This window comes from Streptomyces sp. LARHCF249, from assembly GCF_052871255.1.
Window position 1 is genome coordinate 465,024 of record NZ_JBIXJQ010000007.1, and the last position, 25,344, is coordinate 490,367.

General features: G+C 72.3%; 20 protein-coding genes and 1 pseudogene. 17 read left to right on the plus strand and 4 right to left on the minus strand.

Annotated elements, in window-relative coordinates; genetic code table 11:
* The first annotated feature begins 45 nt into the window (after positions 1 to 45).
* The 6 genes from ACIPUC_RS23110 to ACIPUC_RS23135 all read left to right on the plus strand — a co-directional run bounded on the left by ACIPUC_RS23110 (position 46) and on the right by ACIPUC_RS23135 (position 6,285).
* Positions 46 to 1,044, plus strand: coding sequence for an ABC transporter permease (locus ACIPUC_RS23110; protein ID WP_446591787.1), 999 nt, complete (start codon positions 46 to 48; stop codon positions 1,042 to 1,044).
* Positions 1,041 to 2,138 carry an ABC transporter ATP-binding protein gene (locus ACIPUC_RS23115; RefSeq protein WP_446591788.1) on the plus strand — a complete coding sequence of 366 codons (1,098 nt, stop codon included), beginning with the start codon at positions 1,041 to 1,043 and terminating at the stop codon, positions 2,136 to 2,138. The genes ACIPUC_RS23110 and ACIPUC_RS23115 overlap by 4 nt, the downstream gene beginning before the upstream one ends.
* The gene (locus ACIPUC_RS23120) at positions 2,135 to 3,247 is read left to right on the plus strand and encodes an ABC transporter ATP-binding protein (protein ID WP_446591789.1); all 1,113 of its coding nucleotides are present in this window, start codon (positions 2,135 to 2,137) and stop codon (positions 3,245 to 3,247) included. The genes ACIPUC_RS23115 and ACIPUC_RS23120 overlap by 4 nt, the downstream gene beginning before the upstream one ends.
* 269 nt (positions 3,248 to 3,516) lie before the next feature.
* On the plus strand, positions 3,517 to 4,173 hold the full coding sequence (locus ACIPUC_RS23125) for a trimeric intracellular cation channel family protein (protein WP_446591790.1): 657 nt from the start codon (positions 3,517 to 3,519) through the stop codon (positions 4,171 to 4,173).
* Between the two features lie 47 nt (positions 4,174 to 4,220).
* Positions 4,221 to 5,075: a thioesterase family protein gene (locus tag ACIPUC_RS23130; protein ID WP_446591791.1), complete on the plus strand. Its 855-nt coding sequence runs from the start codon at positions 4,221 to 4,223 to the stop codon at positions 5,073 to 5,075.
* Between the two features lie 46 nt (positions 5,076 to 5,121).
* Complete coding sequence (locus tag ACIPUC_RS23135) at positions 5,122 to 6,285, plus strand: cysteine desulfurase family protein (RefSeq protein ID WP_446591792.1); 1,164 nt, start codon at positions 5,122 to 5,124, stop codon at positions 6,283 to 6,285.
* 31 nt (positions 6,286 to 6,316) lie between these two features.
* Here ACIPUC_RS23135 and ACIPUC_RS23140 read toward each other — a convergent pair whose 3' ends face one another.
* Positions 6,317 to 7,009 carry an N-acetylmuramoyl-L-alanine amidase gene (locus ACIPUC_RS23140; RefSeq protein ID WP_446591793.1) on the minus strand — a complete coding sequence of 231 codons (693 nt, stop codon included), beginning with the start codon at positions 7,007 to 7,009 and terminating at the stop codon, positions 6,317 to 6,319.
* Positions 7,010 to 7,078: 69 nt separating this feature from the next.
* Between ACIPUC_RS23140 and mnmA the strand changes: the two genes are divergently transcribed.
* Complete coding sequence (mnmA, locus tag ACIPUC_RS23145; protein WP_446591794.1) at positions 7,079 to 8,215, plus strand: tRNA 2-thiouridine(34) synthase MnmA; 1,137 nt, start codon at positions 7,079 to 7,081, stop codon at positions 8,213 to 8,215.
* A 64-nt stretch (positions 8,216 to 8,279) separates the two neighbouring features.
* On the opposite strand, the gene ACIPUC_RS23150 is transcribed toward mnmA, so the two are convergent.
* The 3 genes and pseudogenes from ACIPUC_RS23150 to ACIPUC_RS23160 all read right to left on the minus strand — a co-directional run bounded on the left by ACIPUC_RS23150 (position 8,280) and on the right by ACIPUC_RS23160 (position 10,305).
* Entirely contained in the window at positions 8,280 to 9,131 is an 852-nt protein-coding gene (locus ACIPUC_RS23150) for an MBL fold metallo-hydrolase (RefSeq protein WP_446591795.1), read from the minus strand.
* 78 nt (positions 9,132 to 9,209) lie between these two features.
* Positions 9,210 to 9,338 (minus strand): annotated as a pseudogene (locus tag ACIPUC_RS23155) (IS5/IS1182 family transposase); the annotation flags it as partial.
* Between the two features lie 43 nt (positions 9,339 to 9,381).
* Positions 9,382 to 10,305, minus strand: a complete 924-nt coding sequence (locus ACIPUC_RS23160; protein ID WP_446591797.1) for an NADP-dependent oxidoreductase — start codon at positions 10,303 to 10,305, stop codon at positions 9,382 to 9,384.
* A gap of 115 nt (positions 10,306 to 10,420) precedes the next feature.
* Between ACIPUC_RS23160 and ACIPUC_RS23165 the strand changes: the two genes are divergently transcribed.
* From ACIPUC_RS23165 to gatB, 10 genes are all read left to right on the plus strand, one after another.
* A complete protein-coding gene (locus ACIPUC_RS23165; protein ID WP_446591799.1) occupies positions 10,421 to 11,470 on the plus strand; it encodes a GlxA family transcriptional regulator in 1,050 nt (349 codons plus the stop codon).
* An 88-nt stretch (positions 11,471 to 11,558) separates the two neighbouring features.
* On the plus strand, positions 11,559 to 14,909 hold the full coding sequence (locus tag ACIPUC_RS23170; RefSeq protein ID WP_446591800.1) for a S8 family peptidase: 3,351 nt from the start codon (positions 11,559 to 11,561) through the stop codon (positions 14,907 to 14,909).
* A gap of 92 nt (positions 14,910 to 15,001) precedes the next feature.
* Positions 15,002 to 15,691, plus strand: a complete 690-nt coding sequence (locus ACIPUC_RS23175) for an SDR family oxidoreductase (protein ID WP_446591801.1) — start codon at positions 15,002 to 15,004, stop codon at positions 15,689 to 15,691.
* Positions 15,688 to 16,671 (plus strand): methionine synthase, encoded by a 984-nt coding sequence (locus ACIPUC_RS23180; protein ID WP_446591803.1) that lies wholly within the window; start codon positions 15,688 to 15,690, stop codon positions 16,669 to 16,671. Before ACIPUC_RS23175 ends, ACIPUC_RS23180 begins: the two co-directional genes overlap by 4 nt.
* Positions 16,672 to 16,701: 30 nt before the next feature.
* Positions 16,702 to 18,903 (plus strand): NAD-dependent DNA ligase LigA, encoded by a 2,202-nt coding sequence (gene ligA / locus ACIPUC_RS23185; protein ID WP_446591804.1) that lies wholly within the window; start codon positions 16,702 to 16,704, stop codon positions 18,901 to 18,903.
* A gap of 425 nt (positions 18,904 to 19,328) precedes the next feature.
* On the plus strand, positions 19,329 to 21,509 hold the full coding sequence (locus tag ACIPUC_RS23190; RefSeq protein WP_446591806.1) for a putative bifunctional diguanylate cyclase/phosphodiesterase: 2,181 nt from the start codon (positions 19,329 to 19,331) through the stop codon (positions 21,507 to 21,509).
* 189 nt (positions 21,510 to 21,698) lie between these two features.
* A complete protein-coding gene (gene gatC, locus ACIPUC_RS23195) occupies positions 21,699 to 21,995 on the plus strand; it encodes an Asp-tRNA(Asn)/Glu-tRNA(Gln) amidotransferase subunit GatC (protein WP_030010586.1) in 297 nt (98 codons plus the stop codon).
* Positions 21,996 to 22,000: 5 nt separating this feature from the next.
* On the plus strand, positions 22,001 to 23,494 hold the full coding sequence (gatA, locus tag ACIPUC_RS23200) for an Asp-tRNA(Asn)/Glu-tRNA(Gln) amidotransferase subunit GatA (RefSeq protein ID WP_446591807.1): 1,494 nt from the start codon (positions 22,001 to 22,003) through the stop codon (positions 23,492 to 23,494).
* On the plus strand, positions 23,491 to 23,736 hold the full coding sequence (locus tag ACIPUC_RS23205) for a hypothetical protein (RefSeq protein ID WP_030769206.1): 246 nt from the start codon (positions 23,491 to 23,493) through the stop codon (positions 23,734 to 23,736). Before gatA ends, ACIPUC_RS23205 begins: the two co-directional genes overlap by 4 nt.
* 38 nt (positions 23,737 to 23,774) lie before the next feature.
* On the plus strand, positions 23,775 to 25,265 hold the full coding sequence (gene gatB, locus ACIPUC_RS23210; RefSeq protein ID WP_446591900.1) for an Asp-tRNA(Asn)/Glu-tRNA(Gln) amidotransferase subunit GatB: 1,491 nt from the start codon (positions 23,775 to 23,777) through the stop codon (positions 25,263 to 25,265).
* Positions 25,266 to 25,344 lie beyond the last annotated feature (79 nt).

Sequence of the window (25,344 nt, forward strand, 5' to 3'; positions counted from 1 at the left end):
CTCTCCAGAAGAGGGCGCCCCCGGGCCGCAGCCAGGCCGAGCGCAGTGCTTGCATATCTCATCCGACGGATCTTCGCCGTCATCGTCATGCTGTTGGTCATCTCCCTGGTGACCTTCGGAATCTTCTTCCTCTTCCCGAAGCTGATCGGGACGGATCCGGCGCTGTACTTCGTCGGGAAGCAGTCCGACCCCGCCGCCATCGAGGGCATCCGGCAGAAGATGGGTCTCGACGACCCGATCCTCGTCCAGTTCGGCAAGTTCGTCGTCGGGCTGGTGGCGGGTCGTACGTACGCCAACGGCTCCGACGTCACGCAATGCGCCGCGCCCTGCTTCGGCTACTCCTTCAAGACCGAGCAGGAGGTGTGGCCGCTGCTGCTGGACTGGCTGCCGGTCACCCTGGCGCTCGCCGCCGGCGCCGTCGTGCTCTGGGTCATCGGCGGTGTCGCCACCGGCGTCATCTCCGCCCTCAAGCGCGGTACGGTCCTGGACCGCTCGGCCATGGGCGTCGCCCTCGCCGGCGTCTCCCTCCCCATCTACTTCACGGGCATGCTCTTCATCGCCTTCTTCTCCGACCAGCTCGGCTGGTTCGGACGCCCCGAGGCGACGTTCGCCGACGATCCGGGCAAGTGGTTCAACGGCATGATCCTGCCGTGGGTCTCGCTCGCCTTCCTCTACGCGGCGATGTACGCGCGGCTCACCCGCGCGACCATGCTCGAAGTCCTCAACGAGGACTACATCCGCACCGCCCGGGCCAAGGGCCTGACGGAGCCCGTCGTCATCGGCAAGCACGCCATGCGCTCCACGATGACGCCGATCCTGACCGTCCTCGGCCTGGACCTCGGCGCCCTGATGGGCGGCGCGGTGCTGACCGAGTCCACCTTCTCGCTGCACGGCCTCGGCTACAACGCGGTCCGCGCCATCAGCGACCACGACCTGCCGGTCATCCTGGGCATCACCCTGATCTCCGCGTTCTTCGTCGTCGCCGCGAACCTCATCGTTGACCTCATGTACGCGGTGATCGACCCCCGAGTGAGGCTGTCATGACCGATCTCACCAAGACCGGAGCTCTGAACGAGCCCGTCGACGGTACGCGGCCCTCCACCGCCTTCCTCGAGGTGCGCGACCTCAAGGTGCACTTCCCGACCGAGGACGGACTGGTCAAGTCCGTCGACGGACTCTCCTTCTCGCTGGAGAAGGGCAAGACCCTCGGCATCGTGGGCGAGTCCGGCTCCGGCAAGTCGGTCACCTCGCTCGGCATCATGGGCCTGCACCGCGTGGGCCAGTACGGCCGCCAGCGGGCGCAGATCTCCGGCGAGATCTGGCTGAACGGCAAGGAACTGCTCTCCGCCGACGAGGACGAGGTGCGCAGGCTGCGCGGCCGGGAGATCGCGATGATCTTCCAGGACCCGCTGTCCGCGATGCACCCGTACTTCACCATCGGCAAGCAGATCGCCGAGGCCTACCGGGTCCACAACAAGGTCGACAAGAAGGTCGCGCGCACGCGCGCCGTCGAGCTGCTGGACCGCGTGGGCATCCCCGAGCCGCACAAGCGGGTCGACAGCTACCCGCACGAGTTCTCCGGCGGCATGCGCCAGCGCGCCATGATCGCGATGGCGCTGGTCAACAACCCCGAGCTGCTCATCGCGGACGAGCCGACGACCGCCCTGGACGTCACCGTCCAGGCGCAGATCCTCGACCTCATCCGGGACCTCCAGCAGGAGTTCGGCTCGGCGGTCATCATGATCACGCACGACCTCGGCGTCGTCGCCGAGATGGCCGACGAACTCCTGGTGATGTACGGCGGCCGGTGCGTCGAGCGGGGCACGGCGGAGAAGGTCTTCTACGAGCCCCGGCACCCGTACACCTGGGGCCTGCTGGGCTCGATGCCGCGCATCGACCGGGAACAGACCGAGCGGCTCATCCCGGTCAAGGGCTCGCCGCCCAGCCTCATCAACATCCCGAGCGGCTGTGCCTTCAACCCGCGCTGCCCGTACGCCGACGTACCCAAGGGCAACGTGACCCGCACGGTGCGGCCGGAGCTGGTCGAGGAAGACGGCACCCGCCACTGGTCCGCCTGCCACATGTCGCAGGAGGAGCGGACCCGGATCTGGACCGAAGAGATTGCGCCGAAGCTGTGACCGACATCAAGAAGACGGATCCGGCCGTCATTCCCGAGCAGGCCGCGGACTCTCCCGACGTCCCTGAGCTGCTGCTCAAGGTCACCGGCCTGACCAAGCACTTCCCCCTCACCAAGGGGCTGCTGCGGCGGCAGGCGGGGGCGGTCAAGGCCGTCGACGGCATCGACTTCGACGTCCGGCGCGGTGAGACCCTCGGCGTCGTCGGCGAGTCCGGCTGCGGCAAGTCGACCATGGGCCGCCTGATCACGCGGCTGCTCGAACCGACCGGCGGCACCGTCGAGTTCGAGGGCAAGGACATCACGCACCTCGGCGTCGCCGGGATGCGGCCGATGCGCCGCGACATCCAGATGATCTTCCAGGACCCGTACGGCTCGCTGAACCCCCGGCACACGGTGGGCACCATCGTCAGCGCGCCCTTCAAGCTGCAGGGCGTCGAGCCGGAGGGCGGCCTCAAGGCGGAGGTGCAGCGGCTGCTGTCCCTCGTGGGCCTCAACCCCGAGCACTACAACCGCTACCCGCACGAGTTCTCGGGCGGCCAGCGCCAGCGCATCGGCATCGCGCGGGCCCTGGCGCTGAACCCGAAGCTGGTCGTGGCCGACGAGCCCGTTTCGGCGCTGGACGTCTCCATCCAGGCCCAGGTGGTCAACCTGCTGGACGACCTCCAGCAGGAGCTCGGCCTCACGTACGTGATCATCGCGCACGACCTCTCGGTCATCCGGCACGTCTCCGACCGCATCGCGGTGATGTACCTCGGCAAGATCGTCGAGCTGGCGGACAACGCGTCGCTGTACGGGGCGCCCATGCACCCGTACACCACGGCGCTGATGTCGGCCGTGCCGGTGCCGGACCCGCGGCGGCGCGGCGCGAAGAGCGGCCGCATCCTGCTGAAGGGCGACGTGCCGTCGCCGATCTCGCCGCCGAGCGGCTGCCGCTTCCACACGCGGTGCTGGAAGGCGACGCAGATCTGCACGACGCAGGAGCCGCCGCTGCTGGCCTTGAAGACCGGCCACCAGGTGGCCTGCCACCACCCGGAGAACGCCCCCGACCAGGCACCGGGCGACACGCCCCTGCCGGGCGCGGCGGACGCGGTGGTCACGGTTTCGGAGTAGCGGCCGAAGCCGCGGGCGGGGCTGGAGCAATCCAGCCCCGCCGGCACCCATCCGGCGCGGGCAAACTCAGCCCCGCCGGCGTTTGAGGCGTGGGGGTCCCCCCGGACGGAGTCTGGGGGAGGGTCTGGGGCAGAGCCCCAGGTCTTGAACCCGCACGGGCCGGCGAGCCCGCAGCCGTGTCGGCGGGGCGGAGCCGAGCTTGAACCGGGACCGGCCCGGCGGCCTGAGCCCCGGCGGGGGAGCGGCCCGCCACAGGCGACAATGGCCCGGTGCTCCACGATCTCTTCCCGCCGGGGATTCAGCATGCCCTGGACCTCGCCGGCATCTTCGTCTTCGCCACCGCCGGCGCCCTGCTCGCCGTCCGCAAGAACTTCGACGTCTTCGGCATCGCCGTCCTCGCCCTGGTCACCGCCCTCGGCGGCGGCCTCTTCCGCGACCTCGTCATCGGCGCGGTCCCCCCGGCTGCCTTCGGCGAGCTCAGCTTCTTCCTCACCCCGCTGATCGCCGCCGCGCTCGTCTTCTTCCTGCACCCCGAGGTCCAGCGGATCAACCGCGCCATCAACGTCTTCGACGCGGCCGGCCTCGGCCTGTTCTGCGTGACGGGCACGACGAAGGCCTACGAGTACGGCCTCGGCCTCACCGCGTCCGCCGCCCTGGGACTGGCCACGGCCGTCGGCGGCGGCGTCCTGCGCGACGTACTCGTCAACGAGGTGCCGTCGCTGCTGCGCGACCGCGAGATGTACGCCGTGCCCGCCGTCGTCGGCGCCTCGATGGTCGCCGTCTTCATCGGCTTCGACGTCCTCAACGCCGTGACCACCGGTCTCGCGATCGTCACCACGTTCGTGCTGCGCCTGCTCGCCATGCGCTACCACTGGCGCGCACCCCTGGCCTGGAACCGCCGCTCGTCGGTGGCCGAAGAGCCGTAACAAAAGAAAGCTACCGCTTAGTAGCAGCCGGGTGTACCGTCGGTTTCATGTCACACGCAGCTGCCCAGGCAACCATCGGCGACAGCGAGTTCGACCGCGACACCACCGTCACCGCGCGCGCGGACGAGCCCGGTGTGTACGACGCGGAGCTCTCCTCCGGCTGGACGATCATCAGCGCCGTCAACGGCGGATACCTGCTGGCCCTGGTCGGCCGGGCCCTGTCGGCGGCCCTGCCGCACCCGGACCCCTTCACCGTCTCCGCGCACTACCTGACCTCCTCCGTGCCCGGCCCCGCCGTGATCCGCACGCAGGTCGTACGGGTCGGCCGCACCCTCTCCACCGGCCAGGCGTCCCTGTTCCAGTACGACGAGAGCGGCGCCGAGGTCGAGCGCATCCGCGTCCTCGCCTCCTACGGCGACCTCTCCGCCCTGTCCGACGAGGTACGGACCACGGCGCTGCCGCCCGTCATGCCGTCCTACGAGGACTGCATCGGCCCCGAGGCCGGCCCGGCGCCGATCCCCGGGAGCTCCGCGATCGTCGACCGGCTCCGGCTGCGGCTGGACCCCGCGACCGCGGGCTGGGCGCTGGGCGCGCCCTCGGGCAAGGGCGAGATGCGGGCCTGGTTCGAGCTGGCCGACGGCCGTGACGCCGACCCGCTGTCCATGCTCCTGGCGGTGGACGCGCTGCCGCCGACCGCCTTCGACCTGGGCCTGATGGGCTGGACCCCGACCGTGGAGCTCACCACCCACATCCGGCGCCGTCCGGCCCCGGGCCCGCTGCGGATCGCCATCACCACCCGCAACCTGGCCGGCGGCTTCCTCGAGGAGGACGCGGAGGTCTGGGACTCGGCCGGCCACCTGGTAGCCCAGTCCCGCCAGCTCGCCCGCGCCCCGCGTACCTGACGGGCGGGGCGAGGGAGCCCCTGCGGGCTCGTAGAATCGGGGGATCATGGCCTACCTCGACCACGCCGCCACCACCCCGATGCTGCCGGAGGCCGCCGCGGCGATGACCGCGCAGTTCGCCGCCACGGGGAACGCGTCCTCCCTGCACGCCGCCGGCCGCCGGGCGCGCCGAACCGTCGAGGAGGCCCGCGAGGCCCTCGCCGACGCGATCGGCGCCCGCCCCAGCGAGGTGGTCTTCACCGCCGGCGGCACGGAGGCCGACAACCTCGCCGTCAAGGGCCTGTACTGGGCCCGCCGGGACGCCGACCCGGCCAGAACCCGGATCCTGGCCAGCCCCGTCGAGCACCACGCCGTGCTCGACGCCGTGCACTGGCTCGCCGAGCACGAGGGCGCCCAGGTCGAGTACCTGCCCGTGGACCACCACGGGCGGGTACACGCGGACGCCTTCCGGGAGGCGGTCGAGCGCAACCCCGACGACGTGGCCCTGGCCACCGTCATGTGGGCGAACAACGAGATCGGCACCGTCATGCCGATCCGCGAACTGGCCGCCGCCGCCCGGCAGCACGGCATCCCGCTGCACTCCGACGCCGTCCAGGCCTTCGGACAGCTCGACGTCTCCTTCGCCGACAGCGGCCTCGCCGCCATGACCATCAGCGGTCACAAGGTCGGCGGCCCGTACGGCATCGGCGCCCTGCTGCTGGGCCGCGACCAGACCCCCGTCCCCGTACTGCACGGCGGCGGCCAGGAGCGGCACGTCCGCTCCGGCACCCTGGACGTGCCGGCCATCGCCTCCTTCGCGGTGGCCGCCGTCCTCGCCGCCGAGCGGCGCGAGCGCTTCGCCACCGAGATCGGCGGCCTGCGCGACGAGCTGGTCGCCGCCGTCCGCGCGGCCGTTCCGGACGCCGTCCTCGGCGGAGACCCCGACGACCGGCTGCCGGCCAACGCCCACTTCAGCTTCCCCGGCTGCGAGGGCGACTCCCTCCTGCTGCTGCTCGACGCCCAGGGCATCGAGTGCTCCACGGGATCGGCCTGCACCGCCGGCGTGGCACAGCCGAGCCACGTCCTGCTGGCCGCCGGCACCGACCCCCAGCTGGCCCGCGGCACCCTGCGCTTCTCGCTGGGCCACACCTCCACCAAGGACGACGTGGCCGCCCTGGCCGCCGCCATCGGCCCGGCCGTGGAACGCGCCCGCACGGCGGGCCTCAGCTAGCGAGTGCTGTGAACTGGCCCGGCGAACCCGATCAGCTCGACAGCGCCGCGCCGACCATGCGTATGTAGCGGTCCCAGTCCCAGTGGCGGCCCGGGTCCGTGTGGTCGGCGCCCGGGACCTCGGAGTGGCCGACTATGTGCGTGCGGTCCGCCGGTATGCCGTACCGGCGGCAGACGTCGGCCGCCAGGCGGGCCGAGGCCGCGTACATCGCGTCCGTGAAATCCTTCGGCCGGTCGACGAATCCCACATGCTCGATACCGATGCTGCGCTCGTTCATGGAGCGGTTCCCCGCGTGGAACGCCACGTCCATCTCGCGCACCAGCTGCTCGACATGGCCGTCCCCGCGCACGATGTAGTGCGCCGACGCCTTGTGCCACGGGTTCTTGAAGGCGTCGACCGACGACTGGAAGCCGCCCTGCGTGACATGGACGACGATCCGATCCACCCGGTAGTCGTCGGGCCGGTCCGCCATCCGCCAGTTCGCCGGCGAGGCCGCCGTCCAGCTCGCGCCCGTGTGGTCCAGCTCGCCTTCCTTGCGCGGCTTGGACACCCCGGGCAACAGCCACCAGGCACGGCCGATCTCCTCCCGGCCGGCGATCGCCGCCGCCGTGAAGACCCCGAGCCCCCCGAAGAGCACGGCCCTGCGCGTCCGGCTCGGCTTCTTCGGTGCCTTCACCGGCGCCCTCTGCGGCGCCTTCTTCCCTGCGTTCCCCTGCTCGACCATGTGATCCACCCCCCGTACCCCGATAACGCGCCGTGACTCCGCACGGTTCCCCGTACCCTGGAGGGTGCTATGACTGAGAACCTGCCGCGCACCGCCCGCCCCCTCCGCGTCCTGGCCGCCATGTCCGGCGGCGTGGACTCCGCCGTCGCAGCCGCCCGCGCGGTCGAAGCCGGGCACGACGTGACCGGCGTCCACCTCGCGCTCTCCGCGAACCCGCAGTCCTTCCGGACCGGCGCCCGCGGCTGCTGCACCATCGAGGACTCCCGCGACGCCCGCCGCGCCGCGGACGTCATCGGCATCCCCTTCTACGTCTGGGACCTCGCCGAGCGCTTCCGCGAGGACGTGGTCGAGGACTTCATCTCCGAGTACGAGGCCGGGCGCACCCCGAACCCCTGCCTGCGCTGCAACGAGAAGATCAAGTTCGCTGCGCTGCTCGACAAGGCCCTCGCCCTCGGCTTCGACGCCGTCTGCACCGGCCACTACGCCACCGTCGTCGAGAACGCGGACGGCTCCCGCGAGCTGCACCGCGCCTCAGACATGGCCAAGGACCAGTCGTACGTCCTCGGCGTCCTCGACGAGAAGCAGCTGGCCCACGCGCTCTTCCCGCTCGGCGACACCCTCACCACCAAGGAAGAGATCCGCGCCGAGGCCGAGGAGCGCGGCCTGGCCGTGGCCAAGAAGCCCGACAGCCACGACATCTGCTTCATCGCCGACGGCGACACCCAGGGCTTCCTCGCGAACCGCCTCGGCAAGGCCGAGGGCGACATCGTCGACGAGTCCGGCGAGAAGGTCGGCACCCACGAGGGCGCCTTCGGCTTCACCATCGGCCAGCGCAAGGGCCTGCGCATCGGCCACCCCGCCGCCGACGGCAAGCCGCGCTACGTCCTCGACATCTCCCCGGTGAACAACACCGTCACCGTCGGCCCGGTCGAGGCCCTGGACGTCACGGCACTCACCGCGATCCGCCCCCGCTGGTGCGGCTCCACGGCCGCCGCCCCGGGCACCTACACCGCCCAGCTGCGCGCCCACGGCGGCGAGACCGAGGTCTTCGCCGAGCTCGTGGACGGCGAGCTGCGCGTCTCCTTCACCGAGCCGGTCCGCGGCGTGGCACCCGGCCAGGCGATCGTTCTCTACGACGGCACCCGCGTGGTCGGATCCGCCACCATCGCCACGACCAGCCGGGCCACGGCCCCCGCCTCCGCCTAGGGGCGTGTTTTAGAGATGGCCGGCCGCGTACGCGGCAGCTCCCGAGGCCGCGCGGCAGCGCCGCTCACGTCCCCGACGGCCGCGGCTGCTCCGGCGGAACCGAGCTCTCGGCGGCCGCCATCCACTGGTCCAGGTCGCTCTGGGTGAACTCCGTCCACGGTGGGATTCCGGGGAGCTGGCGGAGGAGGTCGTAGGCCTCGGGGATCCGGGCTCCGCGGAGGACCGGGCAGTGGCAGCCGGCGATGACCTCGGCGTTCAGGTGTTGGAAGTCGGTCACGACCGCCTCGAACTTTTGGGCGTCCAGCAGGGCGACCCAGGGGGAGACCAGCCTTCCGCCGAAGAACTGGCCGTCGCGGAATTCGTCCGGCGACAGCGCCGCCATGTCGGGCATGGGGGCCGGCACGTTCGTGGCGAAGGTGTCCACGGCCCACAGGACGTCGGCCTTCGAGTCGAAGAGGGCGCGGGTGGTGGGGTTGTCGTACAGGGGCGGTCGTTTGGCGACCAGGGTGCGGTCGCCCGCGTCGATCGTGTCTCCGTCGGTCATGAAGCGGCACCTGTTGATGGGGGTCTCCCACTCGTCGGCCATGCGGCCGATGGAGAACCATGTCGTCAGCAGGGTCGCGTTCGGGCATGCGGCGAGGACCGCCAGGAGGTTGCCGGCGTGGTCGCGGTCGTCGTGGGTGAGGAAGATCCACCGTACGTCCAGGGGATCCACGACGGACCAGGCCGCCTCCAGCCACTGGGCGCGCACTGCGGGCGCCCCGGTGTCCACGAGGACCGGTTCGGTTCCCCGGATCACCATCGAGTTCATCGGGAAGTGGCCGACCGGCGGGGCCTCAAGGGCCCACGGGATGACGAACGTCTCCTCGGCGATCTTGTACGGCTCCAGAAGGCTGAAACTCTCCAGGGTTGTCATCGCTGCTCTCCTCAGGACGGAGTCGCCGCAGCGTCCATGAATCCAGTGCAGCCCCGGGCCGGGCCGTCGTCAAACGCAGTGGGCGCCGTCGGCAATCACCGTCGTCCCGGCTGCGGCGGCCGGCAGGTCCGGCTCCCACCGGACATGGGCGCCGGCCTTGTTGCCGGGCGCCGGCCGGGCCGACGCGATCACCAGCCGCGTGTGCGCGCCGTCCACGATCCACAACCCGCCGAGCCTTCCGCAACACCCTTTAGACGACCGTCAGGACGATCTTTCCGGTCGTCCGGCCCTGCTCGCCGATCTCGTGGGCCTTCGCGGCCTGGGCCAGCGGCAGCACCGTGTCGACCAGCGGCTTCAGCAGCCCCTGGTCGGCCAGGGCCGCGATCTCCTGCAGGCCCTTGAGGTCCGGCTCCACGAGCACCCACGCCGCCCGCACGCCCCGGGTGTCGGCCGGGATGCCGTCCGGGCCGGGCAGGGTCACCAGGTGGCCGCCCGGCTTGAGCACGTTCAGCGAGCGCTGTCCGTAGTCCCCGCCGATGGCGTCGATCACGACGTCCACGTCCGCGACGGCGTCCTCGAAGTCCGTGGTGCGGTAGTCGATCACCTCGTCGGCGCCGAGGCCGCGCAGCAGCTCGTGCTTGCCCGCGCTCGCGGTGCCGATCACGTACGCGCCCCGCGCCTTGGCGATCTGCACCGCCAGGTGCCCGACCCCGCCGGCCGCCGCGTGCACCAGCACCCGCTGCCCGGCCGTGACGCCGGCCGTGTCCACCAGCGCCTGCCAGGCGGTCAGCGCCGCCAGCGGCAGCGCGGCCGCCTGCACGTGGTCGAGGGAGGCGGGCTTGCGGGCGAAGTGCCGGGCCGGAGCCACCACGTACTCGGCGTAGCCGCCCGCCTGCCGCGGGAACAGCGGCATCCCGTACACCTCGTCGCCCGGGGCGTAGAGGGTCACGCCGGGGCCGGCCGCCTCGACGGTGCCGGAGACGTCCCAGCCGACGATCGGGGTCTCGCCCCAGGTGATCAGTCCGCCGCTGGCCCGCGTCTTCCAGTCGACCGGGTTCACGCCGGCCGCGTGGACGCGCACCAGGATCTCGTTCAGGCCCGGCTCGGGCCGCTCGATCTCGGTCTCGGTCAGGACCTCGGGGCCGCCCCACTCGTTCACGACCATCGCGCGCATTTCTTCTCCTCGAAGCAGTTCGCGGCCGGTTCCGGCCGCTGGTGTGACCCCAGCTTCGGCCGGGAGCGGCAGGCCTGGTATTGGCCTGATGGCCACTATGTGACAGGATCTGGCCATGGACGAGGTGGGTACGGCACGTACGGCAGGTACGGCGCCGGCGCGGGCGAACGGCGGACGGGACCGGCACCGGATCGCGGTGCTCGCGCTGCCCGGCTTCCCGCCGTTCGAGCTCGGGATCCCCTCCCGGGTCTTCGGCAGCGCCGTGGACGAGGACGGCGGCGCCCTGTACGAGGTCGTCGTCTGCACCGCCGACGGCGGCCCGGTGATGAGCGACTCCGGGTTCACCCTCCAGCCCGCCGCCGGGCCCGAGGCCCTCGCCGCCGCCGACACCGTGATCCTCCCGCCCACCCACGCCATGCCCGAGCTGGCCCGCGGGGGCCCGCTGCCGCCCGAGGTGGCCGCGGCCATCGCCGGCATCCGCCCCGGCACCCGCCTGGTCTCGATCTGCACCGGCTCCTACGTGCTCGCCGCCGCCGGACTCCTCGACGGCCGCCCCGCGACGACGCACTGGAACCTCGCCCACGAGTTCCGCCGGGCCTACCCCAGGGTCCGCGTCGACGAGGACGTCCTCTTCGTCGACGACGGCGACGTCCTGACCTCCGCCGGGGTCTCGGCCGGCGTCGACCTGTGCCTGCACCTGATCCGCCGCGACCACGGGGCCGCCGTCACCAACCGCGCCGCCCGCATGTGCGTCGTACCGCCGTGGCGCGACGGCGGCCAGGCCCAGTACATCGACCGCCCGGTCCCCGAGCCCACCGTGGCCACCACCACCGCCACCCGCGCCTGGGCCCTGGACCACCTCGCCGAACCCCTGACCCTCGCCGAGCTCGCCGCCCACGCCCGGATGAGCCTGCGCACCTTCACCCGGCGCTTCCGCGACGAGGTCGGCATGACCCCCGTCCAGTGGCTCACCGCCCAGCGCCTGGAGATCGCCCGGAACTTGCTGGAGTCCAGCGACCTGCCGGTCGATCTGGTGGCCCACCGTTCCGGCTTCGGCTCAGCCAACTCCCTCCGAGCACACATGCGTTCCGCCATCGGCATCTCACCGATCGCCTACCGCCGCACTTTCAGCCGCCCCAACAATCTTGTGCTGACGCATAGTTGAGTGTCCATCACCCCCAGGTGATACTTCGGGACCCGCCGGGCGAGATCCATCCCGCCCGGCGATCACCGTTCTCCCAGGGGGAATTGACGTGCGAATACCTCGCAATCGGCGGACGGGGGCGGCCGCGACGGCCGCCCTGGCCGCCCTCGCACTCGCGGCGGGCCTGACCGCACCCGCCGCGGCCGCGCCCACACCCGGCCCCTCCGGCGCCGGGCAGCGCCACCAGCCCGCCCGGCAGGGCCTGACCCACCTCACCCTCATCACCGGAGACCGGGTCACCGTCGACGCCGAGGGCCGCCCCGTCGGTTTCCAGCCCGCCCCGGGACGCGAGAAGACCCCCGTCTCGATGGAGCGCAACGGCGACCGGACCAGCCTCGTCCCGGCCGACGCCCAGCGCCTGATCGACACCGGCCGCCTCGACCCGCGCCTCTTCGACATCACCGAGCTCAGCAGGCCCGAGTACCGCAGGGCCCGCGGCGACCGGCTCCAGCTGATCGTCCGCTACGAGGCCGGCGCGGCCCCGGCGGCCCCGTCCGCGCTGCACGCCGCCGGCGGGCTCCGGGTGGACCGTACGTACGGCTTCCTCGGCGCCGAGGCCGTCAGCGCGAGCCCCGGCGGGGCGGCGGCCGTCTGGACCGCCCTCACCGGCGCCCGGGCCCGCGGCACCGCTCCCGGCATCGCCACCGTCTGGCTGGACGGCGTACGCGCCGCCACCCTCGACAAGAGCACCCGGCAGATCGGCGCCGACCACGCATGGAACGCCGGCTACGACGGCACCGGCGTCAAGATCGCCGTCCTCGACACCGGCGTCGACGCCGCCCACCCCGACCTCGCCGGGCAGATCGCCGCCGAACAGAACTTCTCCACCGCCGCCGACGCCAAGGACCGGCACGGACACGGCACCCACGTCGCCTCCATCGCCGTCGGAACGGGCGCCATGTCGGGCGGCTCCTTCAAGGGCGTCGCCCCCGGCGCCAAGGTCCTGAGCGGCAAGGTGCTCGACGACGAGGGGTACGGCGACGACTCCGACGTCCTCGCGGGCATGGAATGGGCCGTTGCCCAGGGAGCCCAGGTCGTCAATCTCAGCCTCGGCTTCCCCGACGGCCCCGGCACCGACCCGCTCGAAGCGGCCGTGGACCGGCTGAGCGCCGACCGGGGCGTGCTGTTCGCCATCGCGGCGGGCAACAGCGGCGCCGCGGGCCCCGGCAGCATCGCCTCCCCGGGAAGCGCGGACGCCGCGCTCACCGTCGGCGCGGTCAACGACGGCGACGCCATCGCCGACTTCTCCAGCGTCGGCCCCCGGGCCGGCGGCGGCGCGCTCAAGCCGGACGTCACCGCACCCGGCGTCGACATCACCGCGGCGGCCGCCGCCGGCAGGGGCGGCGGCCAGGAGCCCGACGGCTACCGCACCCTCTCCGGGACCTCGATGGCCGCCCCGCACGCCGCCGGCGCCGCCGCCCTGCTCAAGCAGCAGCACCCGCAGTGGACCGGCACCGAGCTCAAGGGCGTGCTCGCGGGGTCCGCGAAACCCAGGCGGGCCGGGGCGTTCCTGCAGGGCAGCGGCCGGATCGCCGTCGACAGCGCGCTGCGCCTCGAACTCGTCGCCGAACCGGTCTCGCTGGTCTTCGCCGGCCAGGCGTGGCCGCACCACGACGACACCCCGGAGAAGAAGCAGCTCGCCTACCGCAACCTGGGCGCCGCCCCGGTCACCCTCGACCTGGCCGCGACCGTCACCGACCCCGATGACAAGCCGGCCCCGGCCGGCATGGTCACCTTCGACGCGCCCCGGGTGACCGTCCCGGCGGGCGGCACCGCATCCGTCGGCGTCACCGTCGACACCCGGCTGGGCACCCCGGTGGACGGCACCTACACGGCGTACGCGACGGCCACCGGCCCCGACGGACAGCGCGTCACCACCGCCGTGGCCGTCGAGCGCGAGGCCGAGGCGTACAACCTGACCCTCGAGCACCTCGGGCGGGACGGCAAGCCCGCCACGGAGTACCGGTCCGCCCTCCGGGGCCTGACGGGCCTCGCCGCCGGCAAGCGGTACGCGTGGGGCTCGGACTCCGGGCCGGACACGCTGCGGGTGCCGGCGGGCGGCTACCTGCTCAACACGAACATCCTCGTCGACCCGGAGGACTTCACCAAGGGGATCGACTGGATCGCCCAGCCCCGGCTGGAGGTCACCGGCGACACCGCGGTGACCCTCGACGCCCGCACCACGGAACCGGTGGACATCACCGTGCCGTCGCGGACGGCGGCGATGGGCTTCGCCGCACCGGCCTACCGGGTGAGGACGCAGGGCTCGGAACACAGCTTCGGGTGGTGGCTCGACTCCTTCGCCGGGCTGCGCACCCGGCACCAGGGCCCGGACGTGGCGGCGGACACCGACCTCTACCAGCAGTGGAACGCGCACTGGCAGGACGGCGCGACGGACGAGTACCACGCCGCGCTCGGCCGCCCGGTCGCGCGCCTGGCCACCGGCTACGTCCGGGAGCTGAAGCAGGCCGAGTTCGCCACGGTCGTGGCGGAGCACGGCGCCTCGGTGCCCGGCAAGGAGGGCGATGTCCTGGCCCTGGGAGGGCTCCCGGACGGCACCGGCACCACCGGGTTGTCCCGCCGCAGGGCCTTGCCGGGCCCGGTCACGCTCCACCTGTCGGCGGTGGACGGGGGGCAATGGCACCTGGCCGCCACCCAGACCGGAGAGCCGGACGAGAACGGCTTCCCGCGGGAGGAGACCCAGTACCACACGGACGGCCCGCGCACCTTCCAGGCGGGCCGGACCTACCGGGAGCGCTTCAACGCCGGAGTCTTCGGCCCGCGCATCGACGCCGCCGCGGAGCTGGGCCTCTACCGCCAGGGCGACGAACTACGGGGAACGCTGCCGCTGCTCGCGGACGGCGGCGGGCACGACGGCGGCGAGAACCCCGCCAAGGGCCGGACGGTCCTCTACCGCGACGGTGTGCCGATCGGCACCCACGACGGCGAATGCCGCAACGGGGCGCCCTTCGCCGTCCCGGCGGCCGGGGCCCCGTACAAGCTGGTCACCTCGGTCGCCCGCGCGGACACGGTCTCCCGGGTCTCCTCCAAGGTGACCGCGACCTGGTGGTTCCGCTCGGGGACCACACCCGAGGACGCCCCGGCCCCGGTCCCGGTCTCCGCGGTCCGCTTCGCCCCCGAGCTGTCCCTGACCGGCACCTCCCCGGCGGGCCGGAGCGTCCGTGTCCCGGTCGCCGTCCAGGGCGCGGCCGCGACGTCCCTCACGGTCCAGGTCTCGTACGACGACGGCTACACCTGGCGCACCGCCCCGGTCCGGTCCGGCGCGGTGACGGTCAAGAACCCCGCGAAGGGCGGACACGTCTCCCTCCGCGGCACGGCGACCGACGGCTCGGGCAACAAGTCCGAGATCACGATCACCCGGGCCTGGTTCGCGGACTGACACCGCCCCGTCCAGGGCACCGCACGGCGCGGTCCCGCAGGCAACCACCTGCGGGGCCGCACCCCCGCGCGGCGGAATGCGAGCATGGGCGCATGGCTACTCACCTGATCACCGGTGCCGGATCCGGCATCGGCGCCGCCGTCGCCGCCCGACTGCACGCACGGGGCGACGACCTCGTCCTCCTCGCCCGGGACGCCGCCCGGGCCAAGCAGCTCGTCGAGCGCTACCCCGGCGCGCGGGCGCTCGTGGGCGACCTCGCCGATCCGGACCGGCTGTCGTGGGCCTTCTCCAAGCAGGCGATCCCCGAGCGGATCGACTCGCTCCTGCACATCGCCGGGATCGTGGACCTCGGACCCGTCGGTGAGCTCCGGCCCAAGACCTGGCACCAGCAGCTCAACGTGAACCTGATCGCGCCCGCCGAGGTCACCCGGCTGCTGATGCCGACCCTGCGCGCCTCCAAGGCCACCGTCGTCTTCGTGAACTCCGGCGCCGGGCTGCACGCCCACGCCGACTGGAGCGCGTACGCCGCCTCCAAGCACGGCCTCAAGGCCCTCGCCGACTCGCTGCGCGAGGAGGAGAAGGCGAACGGGATCCGCGTGACCTCCGTGTACCCGGGGCGCACCGCCAGCCCCATGCAGGCCAAGGTGCACTCGCAGGAGGGCAAGGAGTACGACCCCGCCGCCTGGATCGACCCCGAGTCCGTGGCGACCACCGTCGTCATGGCCGTCGACCTGCCGCGCGACGCCGAGGTCAACGACCTGACCGTCAGGCCCGGCCGATGAGCGCGAGTGCCACCGGCGTCGGTTCGCTGCCCGGCGGAGACGCCCGCGAGGCCGCCAAGACCGTGACGGGCTCCTTCGAGGAGTTCCCGTACCTCGCCGAGCTGCCCGCCCGCGGCCCCGGCGCGGACATGATCGGTCGCTCCCTCGGGCTGCTGGTCGACATGTACGCGCACGTCGAGCCCAGCGGCTGGCGGATCAGCGACCGCCCGGGGCGCGACAGCAAGCGCTCCCGGTCCTGGCTCGGCGAGGACCTCGACGCCCTGGAGGAGTCCACCCAGGGGTACACCGGCAAGCTCAAGGTCCAGGCCGTCGGGCCGTGGACGCTGGCCGCCGCCCTGGAGCTGCACGGTGGGGAGGCCATGCTCCAGGACGCGGGCGCCTGCCGGGACCTGGCCGGATCACTCGCCGAGGGCCTGCGCGAGCACCTGGCCGACGTGCGCAAGCGGATCCCCGGCGCCGACGTGGTGCTGCAGTTCGACGAGCCGTCGCTGACCGCCGTACTGCTCGGGCGGGTGCGGTCCGCGAGCGGGTACCGGACGTACCGCGCCGTCGACCGGCAGGTCGTCGAGGGCACGCTGCGGGACCTGTTCGCCGTGCACGACGGGGACGTGATCGTGCACTCCTGCGCGCCCGAGGTGCCCTTCGGGCTGCTGCGGCGGGCCGGCGCCGCGGGCGTGTCGTTCGATTTCTCGCTGCTCACCGAGCGCGAGGACGACGCCATCGGTGAGGCCGTCGAAGGCGGTACGAAACTCTTCGCCGGAGTGGTGCCGGGCACCGACGGCCCGTTGTCGGACCCTGCCGGTAGCGTCATGGGTGTCAGGAAGCTTTGGCGCAGGCTGGGGCTGGCCCCGGGGACTCTGGCGGAGTCCGTCGTGGTCACCCCGTCGTGCGGTCTGGCGGGCGCTTCGCCCGCCTACGCCCGCGCGGTGCAGGCGCATTGCGTCAGGGCGGCGAGGTCGCTCGCCGACAACCCTGAGTGACGGTCGAGACGGGCCACGGGAGGACACGGCATGGCAGCCGAACAGCAGGACACGGCAGTACCGGCGGCGGTGCGTGAGCAGCACGCGCTGCTGGCCGAGCAGATCGAGGAGCACCGCTTCCGGTACTACGTGAACGACCAGCCGGTCGTCAGCGACGCCGAGTTCGACAAGCTGCTGCGCTCGCTCGAGGCCCTGGAGGAGGAGTACCCGGAGCTGCGTACGCCCGATTCGCCCACCCAGAAGGTGGCCGGGGCGTACGAGACGGATTTCGCCTCCGTGCAGCACCGGGAGCGGATGCTCTCCCTCGACAACGCCTTCGACGAGGAGGAACTGGCCGCCTGGGCCGAGCGGGTGGCCCGGGACGTGAGCACCTCCGACTACCACTACCTGTGCGAGCTGAAGGTGGACGGCCTCGCCGTCAACCTCACCTACGAGAACGGCCGGCTGACCCGCGCCGCCACCCGCGGCGACGGCCGCACCGGTGAGGACATCACACCCAACGTCCGCACCATCGCCGAGATCCCGGACCGGCTGAAGGGCGACCGGATCCCGGCCCTCGTCGAGATCCGCGGCGAGGTCTACTTCCCGATGGAGAAGTTCGAGGAGCTCAACGCCCGGCTCGTGGAGGCGCAGGGCAAGCCCTTCGCCAACCCGCGCAACGCGGCGGCCGGTTCACTGCGCCAGAAGGACCCGAAGGTCACCGCCACCCGTCCGCTGCACATGGTGGTGCACGGCGTCGGCGCGCGCGAGGGCCTGGAGATCGAGCGCCAGTCACAGGCGTACGAGCTGCTGCACGAGTGGGGCCTGCCCACCGCCGCGCACGCCAAGGTGGTCTCCTCGCTCGCCGAGGTCCGGGAGTTCATCGCGTACTACGGCGAGAACCGGCACTCCGTGGAGCACGAGATCGACGGCGTGGTCGTCAAGCTCGACGAGATCGCGCTCCAGGGCCGGCTCGGGTCCACGGCGCGCGCGCCGCGCTGGGCGATCGCCTGGAAGTACGCCCCCGAGGAGGTCAACACCAAGCTGATCGACATCAAGGTCGGCGTCGGCCGCACCGGGCGCGTGACCCCGTACGCCCAGGTGGAGCCGGTGACGGTGGCCGGCTCCGAGGTCGAGTTCGCGACCCTGCACAACCAGGAGGTCGTCAAGGCCAAGGGCGTGCTCATCGGGGACACCGTCGTGCTGCGCAAGGCGGGCGACGTCATCCCCGAGATCCTCGGCCCGGTGGTGGACCTGCGGGACGGCAGCGAGCGGGAGTTCGTGATGCCGGCCGAGTGTCCCGCGTGCGGGACGGAGCTGCGGCCGATGAAGGAGGGGGACATCGACGTCCGGTGCCCCAACGCCCAGACCTGCCCCGCCCAGTTGCGCGAGCGGCTCTTCTACCTGGCCGGCCGGCAGTCCCTCGACATCGAGAACTTCGGCATGGTGGCGGCCGCCGCGCTGACCGCCCCGCTGGAGCCGGCGGAGCCGCCGCTGCTGGACGAGGGCGACCTCTTCGGCCTGACCATCGAGGACCTGCTGCCCATCAAGGCGTACGTCCTGGACCCGGACAGCGGGCTGCCCAAGCGGGACCCGAAGACGGGCGGGGAGAAGGTCGTCACCGTCTTCGCCAACCAGAAGGGCGAGCCGAAGAAGAACGCCCTGGCGATGCTGGAGAACATCGCGGCCGCCAAGAGCCGCCCGCTCGCCCGCATCATCAACGGCCTGTCGATCCGTCACGTCGGCCCGGTCGCGGCGGAGGCCCTCGCCCGCGAGTTCCGGTCGATCGAGCGCATCGAACAGGCCACGGAGGAGGAGCTGACGGCCACCGAGGGGGTCGGTGCGATCATCGCGGCCTCCCTCAAGGAGTGGTTCGCCGTCGACTGGCACCAGGAGATCCTGCGCAAGTGGCGCGAGGCCGGGGTACGGATGGAGGAGGAAGGTTCCGCCGAGGAGGAGGGGCCGCGCCCGCTGGAGGGGCTGACCGTCGTCGTCACCGGCACGCTGCAGAGCCACACCCGGGACGGCGCGAAGGAAGCCCTGCAGAGCCGCGGCGCCAAGGTCACCGGATCGGTGTCGAAGAAGACCTCCTTCGTCGTGGTCGGCGACAACCCGGGCTCGAAGTACGACAAGGCCGTGCAGCTGAAACTGGCCATCCTCGACGACGCCGGGTTCGAAGTGCTGCTGGAGCAGGGCCCGGACGCGGCGCGCGAGGCGGCGCTTCCGGTGGACGGCGACGGCGGAGCGGAGTAAGTGGAGTAGGGGGAGCAAGCGGAGCAACGGCCGGAAGGCAATCACCCGGACAGATCTGCGGGGGAGTGGCGAAGGTGAACGGATGCATGGCGTGAGGCCGTACGGGCGGGCGCACGCCAGGCGCATCGGACGGTGGTAAACGGCTGGTACAAGGCTGGTGGCAGGCCCCTGAGCTGTCGGATCATCGGATGGGTGACCGGGGGGTCCTGGTCCAAACTCACCCGTTCGGCGGATACCGTACTGATGAGGATGGCTGGGTCGCATTCGGGCAACCACTGCCGACCGCTGCCCCTGGGACCCTCCCGCGTCCTACTGTTGAGGGGTGCGCCTGTCGTGCACGGCTGCCGGATGCGATTCCAGCCGTGATGGCATGACATCGGGGCCATCGCGTGACATCGGCATCGCCGGCTGTGAGAGGGACGGGCATGAAACCCACCGAAAGCGCCGACCCGTCACCTGAATTCGGCGGGGACATCCCGTCCATGCGGGCGGGCCGGCTGGGTGTCCTGGGGGCCAGGACACCGGACACCAGGCCGCTCGGCACCGGTGCGGACGGACCGGGGCGGCGCGGCGTGCTGTCCTTCGCCGTCGTGGGTCTGGCCGTCGTGGTGCTCGGAGCCGGGGTCGCCTCGGCCCTGAGCGGCCGTCATGCGCTGTTCCCCGGTGGCGCGGTGGGCTGGGCGCTCGCCCTGCTCACCGGCATCATCGTCGGCCACCTCGTCGCGCTGGGCCGCGACCGCTGGTGGGGCGGCACCGGCTCGGGCGCGGCACTCACCCTCGGCGTGCTCCTCCTCTACGGGTGGGTGCCCGCGGGACTCGTCTCGCTCGCGGTGGTCTCCCTGGTCGGCGCCGCGCGCCGGCACCGCTGGCGGCAGGGCCTGCTGCACGGCTCGGCCGACATCCTCGGCATCGGCGCGGGAGCCCTCGTGATGGCAGCCTTCGGCGAGGCGCCGTCCGTGGAGAACCCGTGGCGGCCCACCACCTGGGAGATCGACGCCGTACCCGAGATCGTCCTCGTGGCGGTCGCGTACCTGCTCGCCACCCGGGTCCTGCTGTGGATCGCGCTGGCCCCGCGCGGCGGCGGCCTGCCCACCGTGGCCCGCACGGCCCTGCTCCGCCAGGCCTTAGTGGCGGTCGCGCTGCTCGGGATCGCCCCGCTGATCTGCGTCGTCGCGGTCACGCAGCCGGTCCTGCTGCCGCTGTTCGCCGTGCCGCTGATCGCCCTGGACTCCACCCTGTGGATCGCCCGGGCGCGCGCCGAGGAACAGCTGCGGGACCCGCTGACCGGGCTGCCGAACCGGCAGTGGCTGCTGGAGCGGGCCTGGACCGCCCTGGACGAGGCTGAACGTTTGGGCACCCGGGCAGCTCTTGTGCTGATCGACCTGGACCGCTTCCGGGCGGTCAACGACACCCTCGGCCACCTGGCGGGCGACCGGCTGCTCCTGCAGATCGCCGACCGGCTGCGCCAGGCGCTGCCCGAGGACGCGGAGGCCGCCCGGCTCGGCGGCGACGAGTTCGCCGTCCTGCTGCCCGTCGCCGACTCCACCACCAGTGCCCAGCGCATCGCCCGCCACCTGGTCGCGGAGCTCAGCTCCCCGCTGGACCTGGACGGCCTCACGCTCGTCCTGGAGGCCAGCGCCGGCCTCGCCGTCTTCCCCGACCACGCCCTGGACGCCGAGGGGCTGCTGCGCCGCGCCGACGTGGCGATGTACCAGGCCAAGCGCGACCGCACCGGCGTGGAGGTGTACGAGTCCAAGCGGGACAGCAACACCCCCGACCGGCTCGGCCTCCTCGGCGATCTGCGCCGGGCCCTCGACGCCGGCGAAGTGGAACTCCACTACCAGCCGAAGGTCCGCTTCGACGGGCAAGTCGCAGGCCTCGAGGCGCTGGTGCGGTGGGTGCATCCGGAGCGCGGGCGGGTCTCCCCGGACGAGTTCATCGCGATCGCCGAGACCTCCGGGCTCATGCCGCACCTGACGGAGTACGTCCTGGAGACGGCCCTCGCGCAGGTCGCGCGGTGGCGGGCGCAGGGCCTGAAGGTGCCGGTCGCCGTCAACGTCTCGCCGCGCGACGTCCACACCCCCGGATTCGCGGGAGCGGTGGCCGCCAGGCTGGCCCGGCACGGGGTGCCGGCGAGCGGCCTCCAGCTGGAGATAACGGAGCACGTGCTGCTCGAGGACCCGCAGCGGGCGGCGGACACCATGGCCGGGCTCACCGGCCACGGCGTGAAGATGTCCTTGGACGACTTCGGCACCGGGTACTCCTCGCTGGTCCACCTGCGGCGGCTGCCGGTCAGCGAGCTGAAGATCGACCGGTCGTTCGTGGGCCGGCTCGCCGTCGACGCGCAGGACGCGGAGATCGTCCGCTGCACCGTCGACCTCGCCCACTCGCTGGGGCTGCTCGTGGTCGCCGAGGGCGTGGAGGACGACGAGACGTGGGAGCGGCTGCGGGACCTGGGCTGCGACGCGGTGCAGGGGTGGCTGGTCGCCGCCGCGATGCCTCCGCAGGAGGCCACCGCCTGGCTCCTCGCCCGAGGCGAACGCGGCTGGCGCCGCCCGGCCGACATCTCGGCCGAGCTGGCCGCGGCCGAGGCCGACGCGGGCTGAGCCCCCGGGCTCCGCCGGGTCCGAATGGTGCGGCGCCACTGCCGGGGCGGAGCCCGGGAAGCCCCGCGCAGCGGCCCCGCCACCCGCCCCCGTACCGGCACAACCGCAATCCGTTTCGTGGGTGGGGGGCCCGGCCCCATAGGATTGAGTCCGAAACCACACATCCACCCACCCCCAGAGGATCGCTGCATGCCTGGCATTACGCGCGAGGAGGTCGTCCACCTCGCTCGGCTGGCGCGCCTTGAGCTGTCCAGCAACGAGCTGGATCACTTCGCCGGACAGCTCGGCGACATCATCGGCGCGGTCGCCCGCGTGTCCGAGGTCGCCGACCAAGACGTCCCGCCGACCTCCCACCCGCTGCCCCTGACGAACGTCATGCGCGCGGACGAGGTCCGTCCCTCGCTCACCCCCGAGCAGGCGCTCTCCGGCGCTCCCGCCCAGGAGCAGCAGCGATTCAAGGTGCCGCAGATCCTGGGGGAGGACTAACAGCCATGACGGACATCATCAAGCTCACGGCGGCCCAGACCGCCGAGAAGATCGCCTCCGGCGAGCTCACGGCCGTCGAGGTCACCGAGGCCCACCTGGCCCGCATCGACGCGACCGACGAGAAGGTCCACGCCTTCCTGTACGTCGACCGCGAAGGCGCCCTCGCGCAGGCCCGCGCCGTCGACGCCAAGCGCGCAGCCGGCGAGAAGCTCGGCCCGCTGGCCGGCGTACCGCTCGCCCTCAAGGACATCTTCACCACCGTCGGGGTCCCGACCACCGTCGGTTCGAAGATCCTCGAAGGCTGGATCCCGCCGTACGACGCCACCCTGACGCGCAAGCTGAAGGAAGCCGACGTCGTGATCCTCGGCAAGACCAACATGGACGAGTTCGCCATGGGGTCCTCGACGGAGAACAGCGCGTACGGCCCGACCGGCAACCCGTGGGACCTCACCCGGATCCCCGGCGGCTCCGGCGGCGGCTCCGCGGCCGCGCTCGCCGCGTACCAGGCGCCCCTCGCCATCGGCACGGACACCGGCGGCTCCATCCGCCAGCCCGCCGCCGTCACCGGCACCGTCGGCGTCAAGCCGACCTACGGCGGCGTCTCCCGCTACGGCATGGTGGCCTTCTCCTCCTCCCTCGACCAGGGCGGCCCCTGCGCCCGCACGGTCCTGGACGCGGCCCTCCTCCACGAGGTCATCGCCGGGCACGACCCGCTCGACTCCACCTCCATCGACGCCCCGGTCCCGCCGGTAGTCGAGGCCGCCCGCAACGGCTCCGTCGCCGGCATGCGCGTCGGTGTGGTCAAGCAGTTCGCCGGTGAGGGCTACCAGGCCGGCGTCGTCCAGCGCTTCAACGAGTCGGTGGAGCTCCTCAAGGAGCTCGGCGCCGAGATCGTCGAGCTGGACTGCCCGTCCTTCGACCTCGCGATGGCCGCGTACTACCTGATCGCGCCGTCCGAGTGCTCCTCGAACCTGGCCCGTTTCGACGCCATGCGCTACGGCCTGCGCGTCGGCGACGACGGCACCAAGTCCGCCGAGGACGTCACCGCCCTGACCCGCGAGGCCGGCTTCGGCGACGAGGTCAAGCGCCGCGTCATCCTCGGCACGTACGCGCTCAGCTCCGGCTACTACGACGCGTACTACGGCTCCGCCCAGAAGGTCCGCACGCTCATCACGAAGGACTTCGAGAAGTCCTTCGAGCAGGTCGACGTGATCGTCTCCCCGACGACCCCGACCACCGCCTTCCCGATCGGTGAGCGCACCGACGACCCGCTGGCGATGTACCTCGCGGACCTGTGCACCATCCCGACCAACCTGGCAGGCAACTCCGCCATGTCGCTCCCCTGCGGCCTGGCCCCCGAGGACGGCCTCCCGGTCGGGCTGCAGATCATCGCCCCGGCGATGAAGGACGACCGGCTCTACAAGGTCGGCGCGGCCGTCGAGGCCGCCTTCACCGCGCGCTGGGGTCACCCGCTGCTTGAGGAGGCACCGTCGCTGTGAGCACCAGTGCACTGTCCAAGGCCAAGGGCTTCAAGAAGTCCAAGACCGGCACCTACCTGTCGATCGGCACCACCGCCTTCGGCGCCATCAGCGTGATCAAGCAGGTCAAGAAGGCCCGCAGCGAGAACGACGTGCTGAAGCTGGTCGACGCCGCCGTGTCCGCCGCCGCCATCGTCACCGGCCTCGCGATCCTGTACCGCGAGCTGAAGCGCCTGGGCGACGACGACGTCCTGCTGGGCTGAGAGGGAAAAGTTTCACCGTGAGCACCTACACCGAACTGATGTCGTACGAGGACGCTCTCGCCTCGTTCGACCCCGTCATGGGCCTTGAGGTCCATGTCGAGCTCGGCACCAAGACCAAGATGTTCTGCGGCTGTTCCACCGAGCTGGGCGCCGAGCCCAACTCGCAGACCTGCCCCACCTGCCTCGGTCTGCCCGGCTCCCTGCCGGTCGTCAACGCGATCGGCGTCGAGTCCGCCATCAAGATCGGCCTCGCGCTGAACTGCGAGATCGCCGAGTGGTGCCGCTTCGCCCGGAAGAACTACTTCTATCCGGACATGCCGAAGAACTTCCAGACCTCCCAGTACGACGAGCCCATCGCCTTCAACGGCTACCTGGACGTCCAGCTGGAGGACGGCGAGATCTTCCGCGTGGAGATCGAGCGCGCCCACATGGAGGAGGACACCGGCAAGTCGCTGCACGTCGGCGGTGCCACCGGCCGTATCCACGGTGCGTCCCACTCCCTGCTGGACTACAACCGCGCCGGCATCCCGCTCATCGAGATCGTCACCAAGCCGATCGAGGGCGCGGGCGTACGGGCCCCCGAGGTCGCCAAGGCGTACGTCGCCGAGCTGCGCGAGGTCATCAAGGCGCTCGGCGTCTCCGAGGCCCGCATGGACAAGGGCCAGATGCGCTGCGACGTGAACCTGTCGCTGCGCCCGACCCCCGAGTCCGAGTTCGGCACCCGCAGCGAGACGAAGAACGTCAACTCGCTGCGCTCCGTGGAGCGCGCGGCCCGCTTCGAGATCCAGCGCCACGCGGCCGTGCTGAGCGGCGGCGGCTCGATCGTGCAGGAGACCCGGCACTTCCACGAGGAGGACGGCTCCACCACGGCCGGCCGCATCAAGGACAACGCCGAGGACTACCGGTACTTCCCGGAGCCCGACCTGGTCCCCGTGGCCCCGGCCCGCGAGTGGGTCGAGGAGCTGCGCGCCGGCCTGCCCGAGATGCCGCGCGTGCGCCGCAACCGGCTCCGCGAGGACTGGGGCGTCAGCGAGCACGACATGCAGTCGATCCTCAACGCGGGCGCGGTGGACTCCATCGTCGCCACGATCGAGGCGGGTGCCGACTCGGCCGCCGCGCGCAAGTGGTGGATGGGCGAGCTGGCCCGCAACGCCAACGAGCAGGGCGTCGTCGTCGACGAGCTGCCGATCACCCCGGCGCAGGTCGCCCGGGTCGCGGCACTGGTCGCCGCGGGCGAGCTGAACGACAAGCTGGCCCGCCAGGTCCTCGAAGGCGTCCTCGCCGGCGAGGGCACCCCGGACGAGGTCGTCGAGAAGCGCGGGCTGAAGGTCGTCTCGGACGAGGGCGCGCTCGGCGCGGCCGTGGACGAGGCCATCGCGGGCAACGCGGCCATCGCCGACAAGATCCGCGGCGGCAAGGTCGCGGCCGTCGGCGCCCTGGTCGGCGCGGTCATGAAGACCACCCGCGGCCAGGCCGACGCGGCGCGCGTCAAGGAGCTCATCCTGGAGCGCCTGGGCGTGTCCGAGTAGTCGAGCAGGTGCCGCGCAGGCAGTGCGTCGGCGGCCCCGCACCGGAGTTCCGGTGCGGGGCCGCCCCTTTTTCCCGGCG

Excerpts from the sequence above, each read along its gene's own strand:
- ACIPUC_RS23115 (WP_446591788.1), top strand. The coding sequence starts at position 1,041 with ATGACCGATCTCACCAAGACCGGAGCTCTGAACGAGCCCGTCGACGGT.
- ACIPUC_RS23130 (WP_446591791.1), top strand. The coding sequence starts at position 4,221 with ATGTCACACGCAGCTGCCCAGGCAACCATCGGCGACAGCGAGTTCGAC.
- ACIPUC_RS23135 (WP_446591792.1), top strand. The coding sequence starts at position 5,122 with ATGGCCTACCTCGACCACGCCGCCACCACCCCGATGCTGCCGGAGGCC.
- ACIPUC_RS23140 (WP_446591793.1), bottom strand. The coding sequence starts at position 7,009 with ATGGTCGAGCAGGGGAACGCAGGGAAGAAGGCGCCGCAGAGGGCGCCG.
- mnmA (WP_446591794.1), top strand. The coding sequence starts at position 7,079 with ATGACTGAGAACCTGCCGCGCACCGCCCGCCCCCTCCGCGTCCTGGCC.
- ACIPUC_RS23150 (WP_446591795.1), bottom strand. The coding sequence starts at position 9,131 with ATGACAACCCTGGAGAGTTTCAGCCTTCTGGAGCCGTACAAGATCGCC.
- ACIPUC_RS23160 (WP_446591797.1), bottom strand. The coding sequence starts at position 10,305 with ATGCGCGCGATGGTCGTGAACGAGTGGGGCGGCCCCGAGGTCCTGACC.
- ACIPUC_RS23165 (WP_446591799.1), top strand. The coding sequence starts at position 10,421 with ATGGACGAGGTGGGTACGGCACGTACGGCAGGTACGGCGCCGGCGCGG.
- ACIPUC_RS23175 (WP_446591801.1), top strand. The coding sequence starts at position 15,002 with ATGGCTACTCACCTGATCACCGGTGCCGGATCCGGCATCGGCGCCGCC.
- ACIPUC_RS23180 (WP_446591803.1), top strand. The coding sequence starts at position 15,688 with ATGAGCGCGAGTGCCACCGGCGTCGGTTCGCTGCCCGGCGGAGACGCC.
- ligA (WP_446591804.1), top strand. The coding sequence starts at position 16,702 with ATGGCAGCCGAACAGCAGGACACGGCAGTACCGGCGGCGGTGCGTGAG.
- ACIPUC_RS23190 (WP_446591806.1), top strand. The coding sequence starts at position 19,329 with ATGAAACCCACCGAAAGCGCCGACCCGTCACCTGAATTCGGCGGGGAC.
- gatC (WP_030010586.1), top strand. The coding sequence starts at position 21,699 with ATGCCTGGCATTACGCGCGAGGAGGTCGTCCACCTCGCTCGGCTGGCG.
- gatA (WP_446591807.1), top strand. The coding sequence starts at position 22,001 with ATGACGGACATCATCAAGCTCACGGCGGCCCAGACCGCCGAGAAGATC.
- gatB (WP_446591900.1), top strand. The coding sequence starts at position 23,775 with ATGTCGTACGAGGACGCTCTCGCCTCGTTCGACCCCGTCATGGGCCTT.